19 protein-coding genes and 2 tRNA genes are annotated in these 22,263 nt (G+C 64.1%); 12 read left to right on the top strand and 9 right to left on the bottom strand.

Going from position 1 to position 22,263, the window contains the following annotated elements:
- The first annotated feature begins 191 nt into the window (after positions 1 to 191).
- Genes Q8S38_RS12090 through Q8S38_RS12080 form a run of 3 tightly spaced genes read left to right on the top strand, consistent with a single transcriptional unit; the run spans position 192 to position 3,512 of the window.
- A complete protein-coding gene (locus tag Q8S38_RS12090; RefSeq protein WP_305680678.1) occupies positions 192 to 707 on the top strand; it encodes a hypothetical protein in 516 nt (171 codons plus the stop codon).
- Positions 691 to 1,749, top strand: coding sequence for a hypothetical protein (locus Q8S38_RS12085; RefSeq protein ID WP_305680677.1), 1,059 nt, complete (start codon positions 691 to 693; stop codon positions 1,747 to 1,749). Before Q8S38_RS12090 ends, Q8S38_RS12085 begins: the two co-directional genes overlap by 17 nt.
- A complete protein-coding gene (locus Q8S38_RS12080) occupies positions 1,746 to 3,512 on the top strand; it encodes a phage terminase large subunit family protein (protein ID WP_305680676.1) in 1,767 nt (588 codons plus the stop codon). Before Q8S38_RS12085 ends, Q8S38_RS12080 begins: the two co-directional genes overlap by 4 nt.
- 211 nt (positions 3,513 to 3,723) lie before the next feature.
- On the opposite strand, the gene Q8S38_RS12075 is transcribed toward Q8S38_RS12080, so the two are convergent.
- Positions 3,724 to 3,981, bottom strand: a complete 258-nt coding sequence (locus tag Q8S38_RS12075; RefSeq protein ID WP_305680675.1) for a hypothetical protein — start codon at positions 3,979 to 3,981, stop codon at positions 3,724 to 3,726.
- Between the two features lie 441 nt (positions 3,982 to 4,422).
- Here Q8S38_RS12075 and Q8S38_RS12070 point away from each other — a divergent pair, with 441 nt between their 5' ends.
- The 6 genes from Q8S38_RS12070 to Q8S38_RS12045 all read left to right on the top strand — a co-directional run bounded on the left by Q8S38_RS12070 (position 4,423) and on the right by Q8S38_RS12045 (position 10,124).
- Positions 4,423 to 4,911 carry a hypothetical protein gene (locus tag Q8S38_RS12070; protein ID WP_305680674.1) on the top strand — a complete coding sequence of 163 codons (489 nt, stop codon included), beginning with the start codon at positions 4,423 to 4,425 and terminating at the stop codon, positions 4,909 to 4,911.
- Entirely contained in the window at positions 4,911 to 6,287 is a 1,377-nt protein-coding gene (locus Q8S38_RS12065; protein WP_305680673.1) for a phage portal protein, read from the top strand. The genes Q8S38_RS12070 and Q8S38_RS12065 overlap by 1 nt, the downstream gene beginning before the upstream one ends.
- Entirely contained in the window at positions 6,284 to 8,068 is a 1,785-nt protein-coding gene (locus tag Q8S38_RS12060; RefSeq protein ID WP_305680672.1) for a prohead protease/major capsid protein fusion protein, read from the top strand. The genes Q8S38_RS12065 and Q8S38_RS12060 overlap by 4 nt, the downstream gene beginning before the upstream one ends.
- A 5-nt stretch (positions 8,069 to 8,073) precedes the next feature.
- The gene (locus Q8S38_RS12055) at positions 8,074 to 8,283 is read left to right on the top strand and encodes a phage head-tail joining protein (RefSeq protein WP_305680671.1); all 210 of its coding nucleotides are present in this window, start codon (positions 8,074 to 8,076) and stop codon (positions 8,281 to 8,283) included.
- Between the two features lie 3 nt (positions 8,284 to 8,286).
- Positions 8,287 to 8,616 (top strand): DUF2190 family protein, encoded by a 330-nt coding sequence (locus tag Q8S38_RS12050; RefSeq protein ID WP_305680670.1) that lies wholly within the window; start codon positions 8,287 to 8,289, stop codon positions 8,614 to 8,616.
- Between the two features lie 332 nt (positions 8,617 to 8,948).
- On the top strand, positions 8,949 to 10,124 hold the full coding sequence (locus Q8S38_RS12045) for a tyrosine-type recombinase/integrase (RefSeq protein WP_305680669.1): 1,176 nt from the start codon (positions 8,949 to 8,951) through the stop codon (positions 10,122 to 10,124).
- A gap of 39 nt (positions 10,125 to 10,163) precedes the next feature.
- Here Q8S38_RS12045 and Q8S38_RS12040 read toward each other — a convergent pair.
- Positions 10,164 to 10,239, bottom strand: a tRNA-Val gene (locus tag Q8S38_RS12040).
- A gap of 253 nt (positions 10,240 to 10,492) precedes the next feature.
- Between Q8S38_RS12040 and Q8S38_RS12035 the strand changes: the two genes are divergently transcribed.
- Positions 10,493 to 10,569: transfer RNA gene (locus Q8S38_RS12035), tRNA-Asp, on the top strand.
- Positions 10,570 to 10,842: 273 nt separating this feature from the next.
- Here Q8S38_RS12035 and Q8S38_RS12030 read toward each other — a convergent pair.
- From Q8S38_RS12030 to Q8S38_RS12000, 7 genes are all read right to left on the bottom strand, one after another.
- The gene (locus Q8S38_RS12030; protein ID WP_305680668.1) at positions 10,843 to 11,670 is read right to left on the bottom strand and encodes an ABC transporter permease; all 828 of its coding nucleotides are present in this window, start codon (positions 11,668 to 11,670) and stop codon (positions 10,843 to 10,845) included.
- A gap of 2 nt (positions 11,671 to 11,672) precedes the next feature.
- Positions 11,673 to 12,584 (bottom strand): ABC transporter permease, encoded by a 912-nt coding sequence (locus Q8S38_RS12025; protein ID WP_305680950.1) that lies wholly within the window; start codon positions 12,582 to 12,584, stop codon positions 11,673 to 11,675.
- The gene (locus Q8S38_RS12020; RefSeq protein WP_305680667.1) at positions 12,584 to 13,702 is read right to left on the bottom strand and encodes an ABC transporter ATP-binding protein; all 1,119 of its coding nucleotides are present in this window, start codon (positions 13,700 to 13,702) and stop codon (positions 12,584 to 12,586) included. Before Q8S38_RS12020 ends, Q8S38_RS12025 begins: the two co-directional genes overlap by 1 nt.
- Before the next feature lie 26 nt (positions 13,703 to 13,728).
- Positions 13,729 to 14,781 (bottom strand): ABC transporter substrate-binding protein, encoded by a 1,053-nt coding sequence (locus Q8S38_RS12015; protein ID WP_305680666.1) that lies wholly within the window; start codon positions 14,779 to 14,781, stop codon positions 13,729 to 13,731.
- 152 nt (positions 14,782 to 14,933) lie between these two features.
- Positions 14,934 to 16,232 carry an NAD(P)/FAD-dependent oxidoreductase gene (locus Q8S38_RS12010; RefSeq protein ID WP_305680665.1) on the bottom strand — a complete coding sequence of 433 codons (1,299 nt, stop codon included), beginning with the start codon at positions 16,230 to 16,232 and terminating at the stop codon, positions 14,934 to 14,936.
- A 23-nt stretch (positions 16,233 to 16,255) separates the two neighbouring features.
- On the bottom strand, positions 16,256 to 17,749 hold the full coding sequence (locus Q8S38_RS12005; protein ID WP_305680664.1) for an aldehyde dehydrogenase family protein: 1,494 nt from the start codon (positions 17,747 to 17,749) through the stop codon (positions 16,256 to 16,258).
- Positions 17,746 to 18,852 (bottom strand): mandelate racemase/muconate lactonizing enzyme family protein, encoded by a 1,107-nt coding sequence (locus tag Q8S38_RS12000; RefSeq protein WP_305680663.1) that lies wholly within the window; start codon positions 18,850 to 18,852, stop codon positions 17,746 to 17,748. Before Q8S38_RS12000 ends, Q8S38_RS12005 begins: the two co-directional genes overlap by 4 nt.
- A 144-nt stretch (positions 18,853 to 18,996) precedes the next feature.
- Here Q8S38_RS12000 and pdxR point away from each other — a divergent pair, with 144 nt between their 5' ends.
- The gene (pdxR, locus tag Q8S38_RS11995) at positions 18,997 to 20,481 is read left to right on the top strand and encodes a MocR-like pyridoxine biosynthesis transcription factor PdxR (RefSeq protein WP_305680662.1); all 1,485 of its coding nucleotides are present in this window, start codon (positions 18,997 to 18,999) and stop codon (positions 20,479 to 20,481) included.
- Between the two features lie 110 nt (positions 20,482 to 20,591).
- Entirely contained in the window at positions 20,592 to 22,202 is a 1,611-nt protein-coding gene (locus Q8S38_RS11990) for a GMC family oxidoreductase (RefSeq protein ID WP_305680661.1), read from the top strand.
- Positions 22,203 to 22,263 lie beyond the last annotated feature (61 nt).

Here is a 22,263-nt window from a genome sequence, read left to right as displayed (position 1 = left end):
CCCCACTGCTTCGTAAGTGACGAGTGCGAGGCAGTGCATGGGCGCAGCATCGTGCTCGTCACAACGGACGCAATTCCAAGTCGATCACGTCAACAGGGTGTTGATGGGTCCCTCTCTGACGACGCCGATAGGGGGGCCACAGAGCCGCAGCATTTCGCTCGCTGCAGTATTTTCAGATTCGAGTTTCCGATATGAGCGACTTTGACGATTTGCTCGGCTCTGATGGGCCGAAGGACGCCAGCCCCCACGCTGATCGGCCAGATTTGGCCGGGGAGGGCGATCTTGCCACCTTCTGGGGGGTGAGCACCCGGCAGGTGCGAAGGCTGCTTAGCGAGAGTGTAATCCGCAAATCGGCTTGCGGCCGATACAGCACAACGGACGCCACGCGCGGCTATATCCAATATCTTATAACGTCCGCGAAAATACGCGGCGGCGCCGATCCTGAATTTAAAGCCGAGAAATTGCGCCTGGCAAAAGAGCAGGCCGATCACCTCGAATTGCGAAATCAGGAAAAGCGCGGCGAGCTTGTGTCCGTTGTGACGGTCCAAAACTCATGGGCCGAAATTCTGCGAACCGTCCGGGCTGGAATGCTTGCCGTCCCTTCGCGAGTCTCCGCCCGGTTGAATCTATCCGCCCACGATTTGGAAATTATCGATCGCGAGATCCGCGATGCTCTTACGGAGATTGGCAATGACGCTCGGAAATAACATGAGTTCGATATTTGATCTTTTCACCCTGATAGGTGGAAAGATTCAACATAAGAATTTCGCTGACAAAGAGCCTTGGTTGAGCGAGCCGGCAGGCAAAGGAGTTGGTTACTTGCTTCGCACGAGCAGTGAAAATGGCTTGGCGTCGGGAAAGGCCATTCAAGAACGTCTTATGGTGGAGGATCTAGATTCATTTCTATACCCCTCTAGCGGCTATGTCGTCGCTGATTTTGGCGGTGCATATTATGGTATTCATGGGTTCCTAAATGGGGTTGGAGACTGGACTCGTTTAGCGAGATACAAAAACGCGACCTGGCAAATCATCGCAGTTCTGGAAAGCGAATGCATGCCATCTGCGAATGGTGGCGCACATCGCGCGCCCCGTGGGTGGGTTGTTTATTCGGGTGATGCGGTCGGCGCGGTCATGTTCATGATCCCGCTGATGGCTCGCAAAGGGGTACTATCTGACTTGGCGAAGATACTTTGTGATGATGCAACGCCTAACGATGAAACGTGCACAACCCGCGCTCCGCAAAGCAGTGTGATTTCGGACGATAAACACGTTGCGGCTCGCGGCAGTGGCGGTGAAGCCTTTACAATCGGGAGCAATAGAAATGCCGTTGCGTTTGCGGGAGGTGCACACGCTTGGGGGAATTTTGGTTGCGCTGTCACAACGAACGGCGGATGGGCAGATGCTCGCGGACTGTGCGGCGATGCGATCGCCCGTAGAAGCGTCAGCCTCGAAATGCCGCAAGAAGACGCCTACGCGAGCGCTGGAAGATTTGGTATTGCCGTTGGTTTAGGCCCCAATGCTAAGGCCCAATGTGCTTTGGGTGGCGGTTTAATGTTGAGTGAATGGAGCCTTAGGGACGACGATGTTCCAGTTTTGGAGCATGTTGTTGCAGCTAAGACCGGAGATATTGTGAATGATGTCTTAGTGCTTCCTGGCGTGTGGTATACCCTGTCGAAGGGTAAACTTGTCAGAGCAATGGGGCCTCGTCGTGAGCGTCTGTCGATGATGGGTTATACACCAAAGCCATGAGCGCGATTTTCAAGGCTCGCGCTGCCGCATTGCGCTCGCTCATTCCGCCGCCGCGATTGCGGTTGTCGGAATGGATCGAAGAAAATATCCGCCTACCGGAGTCAGTCGCGGCATCCCCTGGGCCGATCCGACTGACTCCGGTGCAACGAGGAATTGCTGACGCGATCTCAGATCCTGCGATCGAGCGCGTGACTCTCGTGAAGCCGGTACGACTTGGCCTTTCGACGCTGATCACGGCGACAATCGCCAGCTATGTGGCGAACGAGCCGGCGCCCATCCTGGCCTTGCTGCCAACGGAGTCGGATGCGCGTGATTTCGTCGTCAGCGATATCGAGCCGATTTTTGATGCCAGCCCGATATTGCGCGGTCTGCTTTCTGCAGAGGCTGACGAGTCGGGCCGCTCAACGCTCCTTTCCCGTCGCTTCCCGGCCGGTAGCCTGAAAATCGTGGCGGCGAAATCGCCGCGCAATCTGCGCCGTCACAACGTCCGCATTCTGCTGATTGATGAAGCGGACGCTATGGAGTCAGGCCCCGAGGGCTCACCTATCACGCTCGCTGAGCGGCGGACACTGTCCTTCGGCAATCGCAAAATCATCATGGGCAGCACACCCATCTATGAGGAGACGAGTCACGTTCTTCGCGGCTACCGGGAGTCCGATCAGCGAATTTTCGAGCTGCGCTGCCCAAGCTGCGGTCATTTCCAGCAGATCCTATGGCGAAATATTCAATGGCCGGAAGGCCAGCCAGAACGCGCGTATTTCGTCTGTGAGGCTGCCGGCTGCATTGTCGAAGAGAGGCAGAAGGCCGAAATGGTCGCTGCAGGCCGCTGGCGCGCAACCCGCCCTGAAGTGAAGGGGCATGCGGGCTTTCGGTGCAATGTCCTGGTCTCGCATCTCGCGAACGCGGCATGGGGGAAAGTGGCCGTCGAATTCCTGTCTGCGAAGCGCAACGTCGATCAATTGCAGACTTGGACGAACACGCTGATGGCCGAAGGCTGGCGCGAGGCGGCCGAAGAGGTTGATGAAAACGAACTTGCCGCGCGAGCGGAGCCGTTCGGCTTGAATGCCATTCCTGCGGACGCGCTAATCGTTACGGGCGGTGTGGACGTGCAGCGCGATCGACTCGAGATTGTCTTTGTCGGTCACGGCCGAGATCAGCTTTTCATTCTTGCCAATGCCGTCATCTGGGGCAGCCCGGCAGAGGACACCACATGGGCCGAGCTAGACGAGTTGCTGCGATCGACCTGGTCCCATCCCAACGGCGGGACGCTTCGGGTTGACGCGGCTGCAGTGGACGCGGGCGATGGCGAACACATGGACCGTGTGATCTCGTTCTGTCAGCCGCGCTTTGCTCGCAAAATCGTGGCCATCAAGGGTGTTTCCGGGACTCGCCCTGCCATTGCGGCAAGCGTGACCAAGGGAAGCCGTCTATTCATCGTCGGCGTGGATGGGGAGAAATCACGCCTGATAGCTAAGCTAAGCCGGGGTCAGGGGATTCGGTTTTCGCAGGATTTGGAGCCGCGCTATTTCGAGGAAGTGGCATCGGAGCGCGTGGTCGTCCGATACACGCGCGGCGTGCCGACAAGGCTATGGGAGCGGAAGCCCGGACTGCGGGCGGAATGTCTCGACGCGACAATCTATGCGATCGCCGTGCGCGGCCTGATCAGCGTCAATCTCGACAGGCGGGCGGAAGAGGTGGCATCGGCAGGGCAGGCTTTGAACCCCACACCTGCCGTGATCCGCAGTAACTGGCTCAATCGGTAGGCTTTTGATCTGATTGAAAACCTGTTGCGGCCAATGAAGCTATTGCCTCAATGAGGTGCCAATTGAATTTTGAATCGTTTGTCGCGGCTAATCGGATACGATTAATACATTCGTCCAAATCACCATTGTGGACCAGGTCATCAATTATCCTAACGCCAGCTGATAGTCCGTTAATTCGGGCTTTCTCTAAGGGGTCAATTCCCATTTGATTCTATCCTATGATTAGATGGGTAGGTGCGATCATTTCACTAAGCCGCTGCAAAAAACCAATCTCAATTCCATCGCGTGGCCGCTCTCGTAGCAAGGTAATGGCGTGGCTGAGAAGGGGATAATTGCCGGTCATTCGGATGTTGGCTTGCAAGGCATCAGCACGCTGGCGGCCGATCGCATTGTCTTTAGCCCAATCACCCGTCAATCCTGCATTCCAGGCATCGGCGGAAATAAGAAAATCAGGAATAACTAACTGCATGACGCTCTCCTTTTCGGGTGATCGCATCATGAAGTCCTGTATTGATTATAGCAAATCACAATCTAATCCACCAAAAGTTGGATTTTCAACTTTGTGTTGATTTCTAATGCTATGAATAGCTTTCGCCAGATCAGACCGGCGAACTCTCCACCAGTGGCCCACAAAGCGTTGCGGTAGCTCCTCGATATGCGCGCGAGCTGCTGACTGATCGAGTCCGGCCCGAATGAGCACGGCCTCAGCGTGAACGGCTAAAAGATATATCGGCTTTCGGCACATCGGTTGGTTCCGGATGCAGCGGGGGCAAAGCGTAAGTTGCGCCTGTCCCCGCTGCTTGTCGGGAAGGAGACATACCCACGACCAATGGGCGCAATCATCATCGCAAATATCTCTGGACTCCACAACTCAAATCTGAGATATGGAGTCGAACCCTGGGAGTTACTCATGTTCTCACTCTCTGACGCCACCAAGATGTTCGCGCTGTTAGACGGCCTGCCTGACGAGAAACAACCGTCTCTCGACAAGGCGCTCCGCAATTACTCGGTGCGTTTTTATCTCCCACACGACGATCAGCGAGGTCGGGTTTTCCTGTACGATGAGGCCTCGATTTGCGCCCTTCGCATGATCTATCTCGCAAATGAGTGCGGGGTCGATCGTTGGCTTTGCGAGGCTTATGCCCGCTGGCTTCAGAAAAACTCTCACGAAGCGATCAGGCGCGTCGAGGCGGGGGAGGATTTCAGTTTTCATGTCGCTTTGGTGCGTGAGTACGGGGAGTTGTCGCCTCGCATTTTCGCAGATTGGGAGCGAGACACGCACGCAAGAGTTGAGGTTGCGGCTGCGGGATATCTCGCAAGTGTCGAGATGGGCCGGTTCACGGCGCCAGCGGCTCGCGAGATTCGCGGACTCTTGGCTTGCACGCGGAGTGGCGAATAATGCTCGACCGCGCCCGCAGCACCCTGGCCCGTTGGATAGCGCCTTCCCAGACTCGCCGTTTCGACGGCGCGAGCATGGGCAGGCGCATGTTCGGCGCCGGCACATTCGGGCGCGTCAATTCCGAGATTGGCGGGGCAGGGCAGACGCTCGCCAGCCGATCGGCCTATCTAGTCGCGAATAACCCTCTGATCGGGAATGCGGTCGGCAACATCGTCGGAGAGGCGATCGGGAGCGGAATTCGCCCGTCTTCTGCAAATCCCGATCTGGTCAAACGTTTCGACGAATGGTCGGAAGCCGCCGACGCTGATGGGCGCACTGATTTCTACGGACTGCAGGCGCTTATCGTCACAGACGTTGTGGTGCGCGGCGAGTCCTTCGTCCTGCTGCAATACGATGAGTCGGGTTCCACCCTCCGCGTGCTCGATGTCGAGCAAGTCGATCGCTCCGTAACGCGCGAACTCGGTAACGGCGCTCAGATCGTGCAGGGCGTTGAGTTCGACGCTGCCGGCAAGCGTGTCGCCTATTGGATATCTCCCTCACGGCTGACTGACACCTTTGCATCCTGGGCGCCCCCGGTGCGCGTCTCTGCCGATGATGTCTTGCATATCTTCCGGCCGCTGATGCCGGGGCAGGTGCGCGGCGTGCCCTGGACTGCCTCAATCATCTTGTCCGCTGGCGAACTCGACAAGCTGACGGATGCGCTCCTTATGGGCGCCAGCGTCGCTGCGATGTTCTGCGGCGTCATTACCGATCAAAACGATTTCGGCGGTGAAGATCCGTTCAAGGGTGAAGCTCAGCCGTCGCTTGAGCCGGGCACGCTCATTCGCGTTGGCGGTGGAAAGACCGTCACCTTCAGTTCCCCGCAGCAATCGCAGGCAGTCGCTCCGCTCCTGAAGGCGCAAATCCGTGCGCTTGCTGCCGGCATGGGGCTTCCAGCCTTTATGGTCGATGGGGATTTGACCGGCGCCAATTATTCCAGCTTGCGGGCTGGCCTCCTGCCGTTCCGGCGCCGGATCGAGGCGTTCCAATATCACTGTCTTGTGCCGCAACTGCTGGCGCCTGTCTGGCGCCGCTTTCTGACTGGCGAGATGTTGGCTGGAACGGTTGACGAGACCGCAGACCGCCGCTGCGATTGGATCACGCCGAAACCTCTGCAGGTCGATCCTGCGAAAGATGTTGAGGCGGATATCGCCGAAATCACTGCTGGCCTCGCATCCCGGCGCCAGAAGGTGGCCGAACGCGGTTGGAATATCGATGAGCTGGACTCGGAGATCGCCGCCGATCGCGAGCGGGAAAGCACGCTTGGCCTGACGTTCGGTGCTCCGCAGCCCGCCAAGACGGAAGACAAGCCGGCGACAGAGGATGAAGCCTCATGACGGTTCATTTCCGGTCTGACGATTTGCAGCTTCACTATCGCCGTGGTGGCGACGTGGCGCCGGCCTCATGGTCGGAGTCCGATTTCACCGTCGAGGCGGTGCTAACGACCTATGCAGACGTGCAGCGCCGCGATCATATCGAGCGTCTGGACCCTGCTGGCCTCGATATGCGCGGTTTGATCGGGACTCCGATTCTTGACGCTCACAACGCCACGTCAGCGCGCAACGTCATCGGCATCATTCAATCGGTCAGATCTGAAGCCGGCAGGCTTATCGGCGTGTTGCGCCTGGCACAGTCTGACGATGCTGCGCCCATCGTTGATCGAATTCGCAACGGCTTCCTTCGCGACGTGTCGATCGGCTTTCGCGTCCACCAATGGGCCGAGTCCAGAACCCCTGAGACCGGAGGGCGCATCCGCACGGCCGTCCGATGGTCAATTTTCGAGCTGTCCGTCGTGCCTATCGGGGCCGATCCTGGCGCCAGAATTCGGGGACTACCCATGGATAATGAGAACGAAATTCTCGATCGCACGCCCATCATGCCCGATGCGGATCAGGCGCGTATTCGCTCGATCGGCGAACTTGCCGACTTGCCGCCATCCTTCGCCGAAGGCCAGATTTCGGGCAACGCGACGATTGAGGAGGTGCGCACCGCAGCTCGCGAGGCCATGGTACAGCGTTCGGCTGGCACGCGGCAGATCCGCGCGACGGTGGTTCAGGAAGCGCCGGAAGCTCGTATCCGCGCCATGGGCGATGCTCTCGACGCCCGGCTTACCGGGACGGCTCCCAGTGAGGCTGGAAGGCAGTTCAGCGGCGCTAGTCTCCGCGACCTGGCAACCGAATGCCTTCACGTCCGGGGCATCTCGACGCGCGGCATGAATCCTGATGCGCTTTTCCGCGCGGCTCATACGACCAGCGATTTCCCTCAGTTGCTGCAGGGTGTCGGCAATCGCACGCTCATGGCGGCTTACACTGCTGCTGCGTCGCCGCTGAAGCAGATCGGCAGGCAGGGCTCGCGACCCGATTTCCGGGCAGGGACAGCGCTGAAGCTTGGCGAGCTTTCTGCGCTGTCGAAAGTGACGGAGTCCGGCGAAATCAAAGCGGTCTCACGCTCTGAGACCTCAGAGTCGTACGTGCTCGACACCTATGCCGGCATGTTCTCGATCACGCGCAAGGCGTTGATCAATGACGATCTGAACGCCTTCGGCGACTGGGCGCGCGTTGCAGGGCAGGCTGCAGCGGCAACAGAAGCTGAGGTTCTTTGGAGCCTCCTTTCGCAGTCGAGTGGCGCCGGTCCCGTGATGGGCGAAGACAGCAAGCGGCTCTTCCACGCCGATCATGGGAACCTGCTGTCTCCTGGCGCTGGACTGACCTTCATCGAGCTATCGGATGCTCGAAAGGCGCTGCGAACCGTGAAGGGGCTCGACGGCAAAACCGTTATTCAGGTCGTCCCGAAATACCTTCTGGTCGGTCCCGAGTTGGAAACGGCTGCAGAGCAGATCGTCGCACAGATCACGGCCAATACAGTGAGCGACGTGAATCCGTTCGCAGGCAAACTCATTCCGTTGATCGAGCCGCGTATCACGGATGATAGTTGGTATCTCTTCGCTGATCCGGCCACGGCTCCGGTGCTCGAATACAGCTACCTGTCGTCCGCGCCCGGCCCGCAGATGGCATCGCGGGAAGGTTGGGACGTGCTCTCGACAGAGTATCGCGTCGTGCTCGATTTCGGGGCTGGCGCGGTCGATTGGCGCGGCGCTGTCCGCAATCCGGGGCTCTGATTCCCATGGGTGTCAGCGTCGATCAACTTGCAACCTGGCGTGACAAGCTCTTGCGCGCTCGCCTCTCCGGGGTCCGGGAGGTGACGGACCAAAACGGTGAACGCATCCGCTACGGCACGGACTCGGAAATGGCCCGCGCCATCGCGGAAGCCGAACGGCGGCTTTCCGGCGCCCATCCGACAACCATCCGTTTCTCAACCTCGAAAGGGCTGTAAGCCATGAAAAACTATGTCCAAGCGGGGAAGAATTTGACCCTTCCGGCGCCCGCGAATGTGCTCTCTGGCGATGTCGTAATCATCGGCTCGATCCTAGGCATTGCAGCCGGCACAGCCGCATCCGGGAGCGACCTGGATCTTGTGACGGAAGGCGTTTTCAAGCTGCCCAAGGTTTCGGCTCTCGCCATCGCCATCGGTGACGCCGTTTATTGGGACAGCACGAACAAGCTCGTCACGAAAACCGCCAGCGGCAACACCAAGCTCGGCGTAGCGGTATCCGTCGCCGCCAATCCATCGGGCACGGTCAACGTCAAGCTCGGCCTGCCTGTCTGATTTTAGTAATCCGCGCCGTTTGCATGAGCGGCGCGGGGACTGTGGGGTTGGTGGTCTCCCGCAGTCGATTGCCCCGACCAATTGTAGTTCCTTCTCCGATTGGTCGGGGCTTGTCCTCTCTCGCAAAAAGTAAGTCTCGGAATGTTCGGCTCTGTCGACATTGATGCGGACGCTCCGATCACCTTAGAGGTGGCGGCGTCAAAAGCATTCCCAGATGGGACAATGACGGTCCGCACCTTGCGTGCTGAACGTGACAAGGGCCATCTCGATACCTGGATGATTGGAAAGCGTGAGTACACCTCACTCGCTGCCGTGAAAGGGATGATTCAAAAATGCCGCGCCGTGCAAAGGGACCGCGTCTCTATTTCCGGGAGCGGTGGGGCAGGGAAGGCGTGTGGGTCATCCTTGATCGTGGGAGAGAACACAGCACTGGTTGCGGCGAAAGCGAGCGTGAGCAGGCTGAAGGAGAGCTTGCGCAATACCTCGCGCGGACGCGCCTCAAGCAGGCCAGCCGTAGTGATCCCTCTCAAATCCTGATCGCCGATGTTCTCAACCTCTATGTTGAGACGAGGGCCAAAGATCTCGCGCGCGGCGATACGGTTGCCGGGTTGACGCTGCTACTGTTGCAACACGCGAAAGGCGCGCGCTGCGACGCAATCAACGCGGACTGGTGTCGTCGCTATGTAGATTTGCGGGTTGAAGGCAAGATTGCCCCCGATACGCTGCCTGGAAGAAAGCCCAAAAGGCCAAAACGATCGAGCGTGCGCCGGGATCTGGAACACCTCCGCGCCTGTCTCTCGCACGCGGTAAAGGAAGGCGTTCTCGCCTACGCGCCAGCAATCACATATCCGGCTGCGCCGCAGCCACGTCAGCGGTTTTTGACGCGAGCCGAGGCCGCTCGGCTCTTATGGACATGCTGGCGCTACAAACAGCACGGTCCCAAAAATCAGATCCTGCGACCGCTGCGCCATCTATGCCGGTTCATCCTCATCGGCCTCTACAGCGGCACTCGATCTTCAGCGATCCTTTCGGCGAGTTTCACGGCTGGCGCAGATCGTTCGTACATCGACCTTTCGCAAGGCACATATTTCCGTTTAGCCGAGGGCAGGGCCGTCACAAACAAACGGCAACCGCCAATCGGCCTGCCGGATCGGCTCCTAGCTCATCTGCGCCGCTGGCAGCCGAAGACGAATAGCGGATGGGTCATCACTTTCCATGGTGAGCCTGTCGCATCGGTCAAGAAGGGATTCTCGCGCGCCTGCAAGCTTGCGGGACTGGAAGGGGTGACGCCGCATGTGCTGCGGCATTCGTTCATGACGTGGGTGCTGACATCAGGAATGGATCTGCATACGGCGGCGAAGGTCGCAGGCATGTCAGCTAAGGTTGCAGACAGGGTCTACGGCCATCTCGATGTCAGTCGCCGCGATGGTCTCAATGCTGCGTTCGGACCGCGCAATCGTGGGCATATCATGGGCGCGGGAAGAACATCCGCTGCCCGTCAAATCTAGCAGAATGGAGATTTCGATTATGCGGCATGGAATTAGATATGGTGGGCGGTACAGGGCTCGAACCTGTGACCCTCTCGGTGTAAACGAGATGCTCTACCGGCTGAGCTAACCGCCCGGCGTCGTCGATGTAAGCCCTGGCGCCGCCGCCATCAAGCACTGAGTCGCTGCGGCAGCGCATGGTCTGGAGCGGGTGGGGCGGGTTTCGAGCCTGTCGGCGACTTTCCCGACCTCTCCGATCGTGCTCGCTCAGGCCGATCCCACAGCCAATTCGCAAGATCGTCATTTTGCCGGAGGCATGCGCTTGACACTTCCCGCCTGCCGCCATAATCCACACCTCGCTGACGGCCACCGCGCCTCGGCTGCCCTGCGCGGGCGTAGCTCAGTTGGTTAGAGTGCCGGCCTGTCACGCCGGAGGTCGCGGGTTCGAGCCCCGTCGCCCGCGCCATTTTTCCCCTGCGAAATCACAGTGTTGGATCCGGGTTCGAGCGCCGCTGTCGCGGCCCGACCGGAATGCTTGGCCGGTCAATCTGGAATCATGAACCCCGTTGGGGCGCGGAACGGGCCTGTCGGCCACGCCGGTTGACCGCCGTCATCGGCTCGGCCGGCCACGATCCGTCCGAGGCACCGCCATGGCCTGCACAGCACCCGGTCCCTTCGCGCGAAGCGACAGGGCCGAGCCTCGAGCGGGGCGCTTCGGGATCGCTCTAGCTTGCGCCCATCAGCCCCGCGCGGGATCGTCGCCCTTTCCCAGCCACTGCGATGCCGCCAGCAGCAGCGACGTGATCACGATCATGATCGTCGAGATCGCCGCGATGGTCGGGTCGATCTGGTCGCGAAGGGCCATGAACATGGCGCGCGTCAGCGTCGAGTTGTCCCCGCCCGAGACGAACAGCGAGACCACCACCTCGTCGAAGGAGGTCAGGAAGGAGAGCAGCGCCGAGGTGACGATGGCGAAGCGGATCTGCGGCATCGTCACCTGAACGAAGGCCTGCGTCCGCGTCGCGCCGAGGCTGCGCGCGACGCGCTCCTGGTCGAGGTCGAAGCTCTTCAAGGCCGATCCGACGATCATCATCACGATCGGCACGGCCAGGATCGTATGGGCCAGCACGATGCCGAGGAAGGAGTTGACCATCTTCAACTGCACGAAGGCGTAGAAGAGCGCGATTCCGACCAGGATCACCGGGACGATGGTCGGCGTCAGCAACGCCAGGATCGCGACGCCGGCGAAACGCAGCCGCGAGACGTGCAGGCCATAGGCGGCGAGCGTGCCGACCGGCGTCGCCAGCAGGGCCGTGCAGATTCCCGCCTTGAGCGAGGTCGCGGTCGCCGCCATCCAGCTTCCCGAGGAGAAATAGGCCTCGTACCAGCGCAGCGACCATTGCCGTGGCGGGAACTCGAGATATTGCGAGTGGGAGAACGACATCGGGATCACGATCAGCGTCGGCAGGGCGAGGAACGCCAGGACCAGAACGCCGACGGCGTAGAGCCAGAGCCGCGAGCGATGCGTGATCTGCGTGTCGCTGGCGGCACGGTCGAGCCAGCCCATGCTCAATGCCCTCCGCCGAACAGGCCGGCGCCGCGCGAGAGCCGCGCCGCCAGCATGAGGACGACGAGTGTGATCACCAGCAGCACGACGCCGAGCGCGCTGGCCGCACCCCAGTTGAAGAACAGCTCGATGTCGTTGGCGATGCGGTTCGAGACCATCGTCACCTTGCCGCCGCCGAGCATGGCCGGCGTCACGTAGAAACCCAGCGACAGCACGAAGACGAGCGCCGAGCCGGCGGCGAGCCCCGGCAGCGACAGCGGAAAGAACACGCTCCAGAAGCCGTGGGCCGGCGTCGAGCCGAGGCTGGACGCGGCGCGCAGCAGGTCGCGGTCGATGGCCCGCATCGTGCTGTAGAGCGGCAGGACGAGGAAGGGCAGCATGATGTGCACCATGCCGACCAATGTGCCGCCGACATTGTGGACGAGCTGCAGCGGCTCATTCCAGAGGCCGAGCTCGATGCCCCAGGTGTTGATCAGGCCTCTGCGCTGCAGCAGCACCAGCCAGGCATAGGTGCGCACGAGCAGGGACGTCCAGAACGGCAGCAGGACCGCGATCATGCAGAGATTGGCCGCACGCCGCGGCAGCTGCGACAGGAAATAGGCGAGCGGATAGCCGAGCAGGATGCAGATGACGGTGGTCGCGAGGCTGATCTCGAAGGTGGTGCGGAAGGTCCGGCCATAGGAGGGCTCGGCCAGCATGCGCCGGTAGTGCTCGAGGCTCAGTGCGCCCGCATCGTCCTGGAAGGACAGCCAGAACAGCCAGCCCACCGGCAGCAGCACCATGATGCCGACGAGCAGCAGCGCCGGCGCCGCCAGCGCGGCCAGCCCCAGCCTTTCGCGCCAATGGTCGCGGCGCAGCGCGGCGGCGTGGAAGTCGGCCCCCGCGTCCCGGGCAAGGTCGAGCGAGGGCGCCATCACGCCTGTGCCTTCGCTTCATCTGTGAGCAGGACCGTGTCGCCGACCGCGATGCCGACCGTGATGGGCGAGCCGCCGGCCGGCGGGGGCGCGTCGTCGCCGCGCGTGGGCATGCGCAGGGTCACCGGGCTGCCATCGTTCAGGACGATCTGCAGGAGCAGCGTGTCGCCCTGATAGATCGCACTCTGCACATGCCCCTCGAAGCGGTTCATCGCCTCGCTCTCGCTGCCGTCCAGAATGCGCAGCCGCTCCGGGCGCAGCAGCATCACACAGCGTCCCTGCGCCACCGGAACCTGCAGCGCCCGGATGACGGTGCCCGCCACCCGGCAGATCCCGTCCGCGACATCGACATCGAGGAACGAGGATTCGCCGATGAACTCCGCCACGAAGCGGCTTCCGGGGTGGTCGTAAATGGCGCGCGGCGCATCGATCCGGGCGATCTTGCCGCGGTCGAGCACGGCGATGCGGTCCGACATGGTCAGCGCTTCGCGCTGGTCATGCGTGACATAGACGGTGGTGGTGCCGAGCCGGTCATGGAGCTGCCTCAGCTCGATCTGCATGCGCTCGCGCAACTGCTTGTCGAGCGCCGACAGCGGCTCGTCCATCAGGATGATGCGCGGCTCGAAGACGATGGCGCGGGCCAGCGCGACGCGCTGGCGCTGGCCGCCCGAAAGCTGGGTGACGCTGCGCTCGCCATAGCCGCCGAGCTGGAACATCTCCAGCGCGGCCTCGACGCGCCGGGCGATCTCGGCCGCTGGCACACGCCGCAGCCGCAGCGGGAAGCCGATATTGCGGGCCACGCTCATATGCGGGAACAGCGCATAGTTCTGGAAGACCATGCCGATCTCGCGCTTGTGCGGCGCCAGCCGGACGACCTCGCGCTCGCCGAAGCGGATGCTGCCCTTGTCGGGGCGCAGGAAGCCGGCGATCGCCATCAGCAGGGTCGTCTTGCCCGAACCCGACGGCCCCAAAAGGGTCAGGAACTCGCCGGGCCGGACGTCGAGATCGACCTCGTCGAGCACGGTCACGGCGCCATAGGCCTTGCTCAGGCGCCGGACGGCGATGGGCAGCGCATTGCCCATCGCGGGAGCGGGAGAAGCCGCGGCGGACATCGCCATCGGCTTCCCGTGATCGGCCGCCTGCCTCATTCGGTCAGCATGTTCTGGTAGGCGGCCGAAGCCTGCGCCTCGAACTTCGTGTACCAGGCGAGGTCGATCGGCAGCTGCTTGGCGGCATTGTCGGGATGGGACGGCAGGGTCTTGGCATAGGCCGCCTCGATCAGGCCGAGATCGTAGGCCTTTTTGTTGGTCGGGCCGTAGGTGATGTATTTGGTGAACTCGGCCTGGTATTCCGGCTTGCTGATCTCGGCGAGGAACTTCATCGCCAGATCCTTGTTCGGCGCGCCCTTGGCGATGCCGTAGCAGTCATAGTCGAGCAGGCCCTGGTTGAAGGTGTAGGCGACTTTCGCCCCGTCCTTGGCGGCGACGTCGAAACGCCCGTTCCAGCCGGTGATCATGTCGACCTCGCCGTCTTTCATGAGCTGGGCGTGCTGGGCGCCGGACGCCCACCACACTGCGACATGCGGCTTCAGCTCGCGGATCTTCTTGATCGCGCGGTCGATGCCGCCGGGCTGCGACAGCACCTCGTAGACCTTCTCCGGCGGCACGCCGTCGGCCATCAGGGCCGGCTCGAGCGAACCGGCGACGCCCTTGCGGTAGGAGCGCTTGCCGGGAAACTTCTTCACGTCCCAGAAATCGGCCCAGCTCTGCGGCCCGTTCTGGCCATAGGTCTTGGTGTTCCAGGCCAGCACCGTCGAGAACACGTCGCCGCCGACGCAATGCTCCTGCGCCGTGCCGGGAATGAAGTTCGAGGTGTCGATGATCTTGTAGTCCAGTTTCTCGAGGATGCCCTCGGAGCCGGCGCGCGCCGCGCTGCCCGAGCCGCTGGCGACGATGTCCCAGGTCACGGCGCCGGCCTTCACCTTGAGGCGCAGATCGGCGATGCCGCTATAGGTCTCTTCCTTGAGCTTGATGCCGAGCTTCTTGGCGGCAGGGACGAACAGCGCCTTGCTCTGCGCCTCCTGGTAGGAACCGCCGAAGGAAACGACGGTGAGCTCCTGGGCGAAGGCGGGCATCGCGCCGGCCAGGCTGAGGAGAAGGACGAGGGTCGATCGCGACGGCAGGATCGGCTGGGGCATGTCATGTCTCCTGATCTGAACGACACAGTTGCATCGGCAGTCGGAAGGTCGCCGCGGCGCCCCGTCCCACCTCTGTCACGCTGGAGAGTTTGTTGGAATTGGTCTGCCCATAAGGTCCATTCTGAGAATTCGGGAAGGCCAATCCGGCTCGCTCATCGTGCCAGCCGGTCGCGCCAGCGGTAGAACAGCACGGATGGCGCCAGGAACCAGGGGTTGCCGCTGTAGAACGGCCGCGTCTGGAACGGCAGATCGTCGAAGGCGGTCGCGCCCTCCGCCAGGCCGAGCACCTGCTGGCCCAGCCGCATGCCGAGATAGCTCGCCATGCCGACGCCCGAGCCGCAATAGCCCATCGCGTAGTGCATGCCGTCATGGCGGCCGATATGCGCCAGCTCATCGAAGGTGTAGGCGACGAAGCCGCACCAGGAATGGCTGATGCGCGTCTTCGCCAGTTCGGGAAAGATCCCGGCGAGGTCGGCATGGAGTTTCGGCCCGCTGCGGCGCGGATCGGTCTCGCTCAGCGAGACACGCCCGCCGAACAGGATGCGGCGCCGGTCCGGCGAGGCGCGGTAGTAATAGACGACCTTGCGGGTATCGCTGACGATGCGGTTGCGGGGAATGAGCTTGTCCACGAGCGCCGGGTCGAGCGCCTCGGTCGCGATCACATAGCTTCCGATCGGGATGACGCGGCGGCGCATCCAGCCGGTGAGCGGGCCGGTATAGCCGTTGGTGGCGATGACGACGTCGCGCGCGGCGATGGTCCCGCGCGGAGTCTCGACCCGAAAGCCCTGACCCGTGGGCGCAATGGCGGTTGCCGGGCAGAACGGCACCAGCTGCGCCCCGGCGGCCAGGACGCGCTCCAGCAGCCCCTGATGGTAGCGCGCCGGGTCGATCGAGGCGTGCTCGGCGAAGATCGCGCCGCCATGATACAGGTCCGAGCCGATCTCGCTGTGCTGCTCGGCCCGCGGCACGATGTGGCAGGCGACCTCGAGACCCTTCGGCTGGTTCGCGACGGTACGCGCCAGTTCCTCGTATTGCCCCGGCGAATGGGCGGCGTGAAACCGCCCGACCACGCCGAAGTCGCAGTCGATGCCCTCGTCGCGAACGAATTCGCCGAGCCATGTCAGCGAGCGCCGGCCCTCCTGCAGGATCGCGACGGCCTTGGCCTCGCCGTGTCGGCGCGTCAGTTCCGCAAGGCCGGGCTTGATGCTGGTCGATATCTGGCCGCCATTGCGCGTGCTGCAGCCGAAGCCGGCGGCTTCCGCGTCGAGCACCACCGTGCTGCGGCCGCCGCGCGCGATCTGGAGCGCCGCCTGGAGACCGGTGTAGCCCGAGCCGACGATGACGACATCGACCTGCTGTGGCGGGTCCGAGGCCGGCAAATCGGGGCGCGGCACGCCATCCCACCAATAGGGCGCCGCCTTGAAATCGGCGCTGAACAGATCGCTCGACATACGGTCGTTTCTCCCCGGCCGCATCAGAGCCGCGCCACCACACTCTTGAGCTTGCAGTAGCTGCGCAAGCCCGCCATGCCCTTGGCCCGGCCGAAACCGGATTTCCGGTTGCCGCCGAAGGGCATGGCGACGCCGCCGGCGAAGAACTCGTTGATGTAGACCTGGCCCGCATCGACCGCCCGGGCGAAGCGCCAGGCTGAGCCGTGGTCGCGCGTATAGATGCCGGCGACGAGGGCGTAGGGCGTCGCATTCGCGGCCGCGATCGCCTCGTCGAGCCCCTGGACGATCTGCACGGTCAGCACCGGCCCGAAGATCTCCTCCTGGACCAGCGGATCGTCGAGGCCATCAGCGAGGATGATGGTCGGCCGGTAGAACCAGCCCCCGCCGCACTCGGCGTCCGGAACGATGCCGCCGCCGGTCAGGATACGGTTGCCGGCGGCGCGCGCCCGCGCGACATGGGCGTCGATGCGCGCCAGCTGCTGAGGCGAGTTGATCGGCCCGATCTGCGCCTCGCTCAGGCCGTGCCCGAGCGCCATGGCCTCGACCCGCGCCACGAGCCGCTCGAGCACCTCCTGCGCGATCGGCTTCTCCACGATCAGCCGGGAGCCGGCCGAGCAGATCTGGCCGGCATTCTCGTAGATCGCGCCGATCACGCCCTCGACGGCCGCCTCGATCTCGCAATCGGCCATCAGCACGACCGGTGACTTGCCGCCGAGTTCGAGTTGCAAACGCGTGACGTGCTCGGCCGCCGCCCGCATGACGCTCTGGCCGGTCGCGACCGAGCCGGTGAAGGTGATGTGGTCGATGCCGGAATGGGCGACGAGCGCGGCGCCGGCCTCGGCGCCGGTGCCGGCGACGACGTTGAGAACGCCCTTCGGCAGGCCCGCCTCGTGCAGCAGCTCCGCCAGCATCAGCGTGGTGAACGGCGTCTGCTCGGCCGGTTTGACGACGAGCGTGCAGCCGGCGGCCAGCGCCGGCGCGATGCCGCGGGCCGCGGTCGAGAGCGGATAGTTCCAGGGCACGATCTGCGCGACGACGCCGACCGGCTCCTCGATCGTCACGCCGAGATAGTCCGGCCCGAGCGGCACGCTGTCGCCCTGCAGCTTGTCGGCGGCCCCAGCGTAATAGGCGAGGCAGCGGACGACGCCTCCGACATCGCCCTCGGACTCGGCCAGCAGCTTGCCGGAATCGAGCATCTCGACGACGGCGAAGCGCGCGGCCCGCTCGCGCAGGAGATGGCTCGCCCGCATCAGGATCTCGCCCCGCGCCGCCGGTGTCAGGCGGGACCAGGGCCCCGACAAGGCTGCCCGCGCCGCCGCCACCGCCCGCGCGACATCCTCGGCAGAACCGGCAGCGAAAGTCGCAAACGGCACCCCGCGGCCGGGGTCGAAGCTCTCCATCTTCGCGCCCGAGATCGAGGCCACGAAGCGCCCGTCGATGAAATGCTCGGACGGCAGCCCCGCCAGCGTGCCGCTCCGCCGCGCCTCCGCGACCAGTTCCGCCCGGTCGAAGCTCACGTTGCGACCTCGGTCACCTGGTAGTCGGCCCGCTCGAGCCAGGAGGGCTCGATCTCGACGCCCCAGCCGGGCTCGGAGGGGATCGCGACCATACCGTCCCTGGCCGTGGGCGGGTTTCGCAGCAGGCCCTGCTCCCAGGGATAATAGTCGGGCCCCTCGATCGAGAACTCGACATAGGGCCCCGCATTGGCGAGCGCACCCATGACATGAAGCGTAAAGACCGTCACCATCGACTGGTTGGCCGAATGCGGCGTCACCGGCAGTCCGGCCTCCGCCGCCCAGCGCGCCACGGTCAGCATGCGCCCGACACCGCCGATATAGCAGATGTCGGGCTGGACCACGTCGACGACCCGGCCCTCGATCATCGCCCGCCAAACCGCGAGGTCGCAGTCCTGCTCGCCCCCGGTGACGTCGAGATCGAGCGCCTCGCGGACCTCGCGCGTCCAGGCATGTTCCCAGTAGGGGCAAGGCTCCTCGAAATGCACGACGCCATGGTCCTGCAGCATGCGGCCGACCGCAATCGCCCTGGCCGGCGAATAGCCGCTGTTGGCATCGACCAGCAGGGTCGCATCCGCCCCCAGCGCCGCGCGCACCTGCGGGACAATGGCGTCTGTGCGGCCCGGCCACTCGTCCCGGTCGCGGCCGCATTCGCGCCCGACCCGGAACTTGAAGGCGCGGAAGCCATGGGCGTCGCGCAGACGGGCGAGACGCTGCGCCTCCGCCTCCGGCGTGATCTCGCCGCGCTTCATGCTGGAGGCGTAGACCGGGAAGGGCCGCGGCGTGCCGCCGAGCAGTTCGCAGACGCTTTTGCGCTCCCGGCGCCCGCGCCAGTCCCACAAGGCCGTGTCGAGCCCGGTCAGGGCACGGCAGAGATAGGAACCTGGGAACTTGTGTTCGCGCTCGCCGATGGTGGCGACGAGTTCGTCGATGGCGAGCGCATCCTCGCCGATCGCCCAGCGCGCGACCTGGCGGTGGAAGACGGTGGCGGTGATGTCGGCATTGTAGGGGGAGAGCTGCCCCCATCCCTGGCTGCCATCCTCGCAGGTCACGCGGACGAAGCCGACATCCACCGTGGTGAAGCTTTCGAGCCGCGTGATCTTCATAGCCACTGCCAATGCTGACGCCGCGACGCCGCGCGATTGCGGCCTCCGGCATGTTCGGAGAGGGGGCTTGAATTGGTCTGAACCCAAGGTCCATTCTGATCAAAGCGGCAGTCCAATCCTCAGGGCGCGCCCTGAGGAGACGTCATGGTCAAGCGCGAGGAGGGCGTCCTGCTGCAGTCGATCGTGCTGGATCGCGACGGGCCGCACGGGCTGAGCGTGCAGATCTGCGTGGGCCTGCGCGAGCTGATCCTGAGCGGCGCGCTCAAGGTCGGCGAGCGCCTGCCGGCGACGCGCACGCTGGCGCAGGAGTTCGGTGTTGCCCGCACCACGATCGTCGAGAGCTTCGACCGTCTCGCGGCCGAGGGGCTGGTCGAGACGCGCGTTGGCGCCGGCACCTATGTCAGCCAGGCGCTGGCGAGCGAGCGGCCGGCGCCGGCTGCCGCCGCGGTGGCCGTGCCGACCGCGAAGCTGCGGCTGGCTCAGGCGATGGACTCCGCCTCGAAGCTGTTCGGCGCGCGCCTGCCGCACCAGCCGCGCGCCTTCACCACAGCGATGCCCGCCTTCGATGCCTTCCCGATGGCGCAATGGGCCAAGCTGTCAGGCCGGCACTGGCGCAGGGCGCGCCAGCAGGTGCTGGGCTATCCCGACCCCCATGGCGAGGCGGTGCTGCGGCAGGCGATCGCAGCCCATCTGCGCCTCAACCGGGGCATCGCCTGCGAATGGCAGCAGATCTTCATCGTCGCAGGCGCCCAGCAGGCCTTCCAGCTCCTCGCGGCGACCCTGATCAACCCGGGCGACAAGGTCTGGTTCGAGAATCCCGGCGCGATCGGCGCCCGCAACAGCCTGATCCTGTCGGGGGCCGACATCGTGCCGGTGCCGGTCGACGAGTCCGGGCTCGTCGTCGAGGAAGGGCTGCGCCGCGCGCCGGACTTCAAGCTCGCCTTCGTCACGCCGGCCCATCAGCAGCCGCTCGGCGCCAAGATGAGCCTCGAGCGTCGCCTCGCTTTGCTCGAAGCGGCCCAGGCGAGCGCGGCCTGGATCATCGAGGACGATTGGGACGGCGAATTCTGCTTTCAGGGCGCGCCGATGGCGACGCTGACCAGCATCGACCTGACCGGTCGGGTGATCTATGTCGGCACCTTCTCGAAGACGCTGTTTCCGTCGCTGCGCCTGGGCTTCCTGGTCGCGCCGCCGCAACTCGCCGGGCAGATCGGCATCTGCCTCGACGCTTACTCGCCGGGCGTGCCGACCGCGCTGCAGGGCATCGTCGCCGACTTCATCGTCGAGGGCCATTTCGCCACCCATGTCCGGCGCATGCGCAAGCTTTACCAGGAGCGGCATCAGGCCCTGCTGGAGGCGGCAGCGACCCATCTGGCCGGAGATCTCGACGTCGTTCCGACCCATACCGGCATGCACACCATCGCGTATCTGCGCGAGGGGCTCGACGCCATCGCGCTGACACGAGCCGCCGCGGAACGAGGCATCACGGTCGCGCCGATCAGCCGCTTCGGCCTGGAGCCGGTCGCGCGCGACGGTCTCGTCCTCGGCTTCAGCGGCTTCACGCCCGCGCAGATCTTGGCCGGTGTGATAGGCCTGCGACAGGCGATCGGCGATCTCGCGGCGCGCTGAACCACGACGGAATTGGACTGGCGAGCCGAACAGAACGGCCCTTCGTGACGAGCCCAATTCACCCTACAGCCTGTACGCCGCAAACGATCGAAGCCGGCAGGGAGTTCGCCTTGGAGGAGTGGGACGTCATCGTCATCGGCGCCGGTTCGGCCGGTTGTGCGCTGGCCGGGCGTCTGGCTCTGTCCGGGCGCGACCGCATCCTCGTGCTGGAAGCCGGCCCGCGCGACCTGAACCCGTGGCTGCATCTGCCGATCGGCTACGGCAAGACCTTCTACCACCCGCGCCTCAACTGGATGTACCGGACGGAACGCCAGCCCGGTCTCGCCGAGCGGGAAATCTACCAGCCGCGCGGCAAGGTCGTCGGAGGGTCGAGCGCCATCAACGCCATGGTCTACATGCGCGGCCAGGCCGAGGATTTCGACGGTTGGGCGCGCATGGGCAATCCCGGCTGGGGCTGGCGCGACGTGCTCGCCACCTACCGGCGCATGGAGGACCACGCGCTTGGCGCCTCGGCCTGGCATGGCGCCGGCGGCCCGCTGCATGTGGAAGACATCTCGAAAGCCGTGCATCCCCTGACGCCGCTGTTCGTCCAGGCGGCCCAGGAAGCCGGACTGCCCTTCAATCCGGATCTGAACGGCGAGACCTGCGAGGGCGCCGGCGTCTACCAGATCACCACACGCGGCGGCCTGCGCGAATCCGCGGCCCGCGCCTATCTGCACCCGGCCCGCCGGAGCGGACGCGTCAAGGTCGAAACCGGCATCCTCGTCTCGCGCATCCTGTTCGAGGGGACGCGCGCCGTGGGGGTCGAAGGGTGGCGAGGCGCGCAGCGCGTGAGCTACCGCGCCAAAGGCGAGATCGTCGTCGCCGCCGGCGCGATCAACTCACCCCAACTGCTGCAACTCTCGGGCATCGGCGCGCCGGACGCGCTCGCCCGGCACGGCATCGCGACCGTGCAGGCGCTTCCGGCGGTCGGCCGGAATCTGCAGGACCATCTCTGCTACGACCATGTCTACCGGTCGCAGCGCCCGAGCCTGAACGAGGACCTCCTGTCCTGGCCCGGCCGCATCGGCATGGCGCTGACCTATCTCCTGCACCGGCGTGGTCCGCTCTCGCTCAGTGTCAACCAGGGCGGCGGCTATCTGAAAACGCGGCCAGATCTCGACCGGCCCGACATGCAGCTCTATTTCTCGCCGCTGAGCTATGAGCGGGCGCTGCCCGGCGTGCGGGCGCTGATGAAGCCCGATCCCTTTCCCGGCTTCAGCACCAGCGTCTCCCCCTGCCGGCCCCACAGCCGCGGCCATGTCGCGATCCGCTCCGCCGACCCGCGCGTCGCGCCCGAGATCGCGCCGAACTATCTGTCCGACCCGCGCGACGTCGTCGACATCCTCGCCGGGGCCCGCTTCCTGCGCCGGCTCGCAGCGACGCCGACCTTCGCCGCCCTGATCGAGAGCGAGATCAAGCCCGGCCCGCACTGCGCCGACGATGCGGCGCTGCTCCAGTCGATCCGCCAGCAGGCCTATTCGGTCTTTCACCCCTGCGGCACCTGCCGCATGGGGCCCGACCCCGCCGACTCCGTGGTCGATCCGCAATTGCGGGTCCACGGACTTGAAAGCCTGCGCGTCGCCGACGCCTCGATCTTCCCCACGATTCCATCAGGCAACACCAATGCGCCCGCGATGATGGTGGGCGAACGTGCGGCCGACCTCATGCTCGCTCGCTGACGGCTGCGCATTGCCATCGGCGCCCGGATCGCGGACACAGGCGCCGGACCTTCGCCACCCC

The sequence above is a fragment of the Allobosea sp. genome (assembly GCF_030695125.1).
In the GTDB taxonomy this organism is placed as follows: Bacteria; Pseudomonadota; Alphaproteobacteria; order Rhizobiales; family Beijerinckiaceae; genus Allobosea.
Note: the sequence above shows the minus strand (reverse complement) of the source record. Positions and strands in the feature narration are given on the sequence as shown.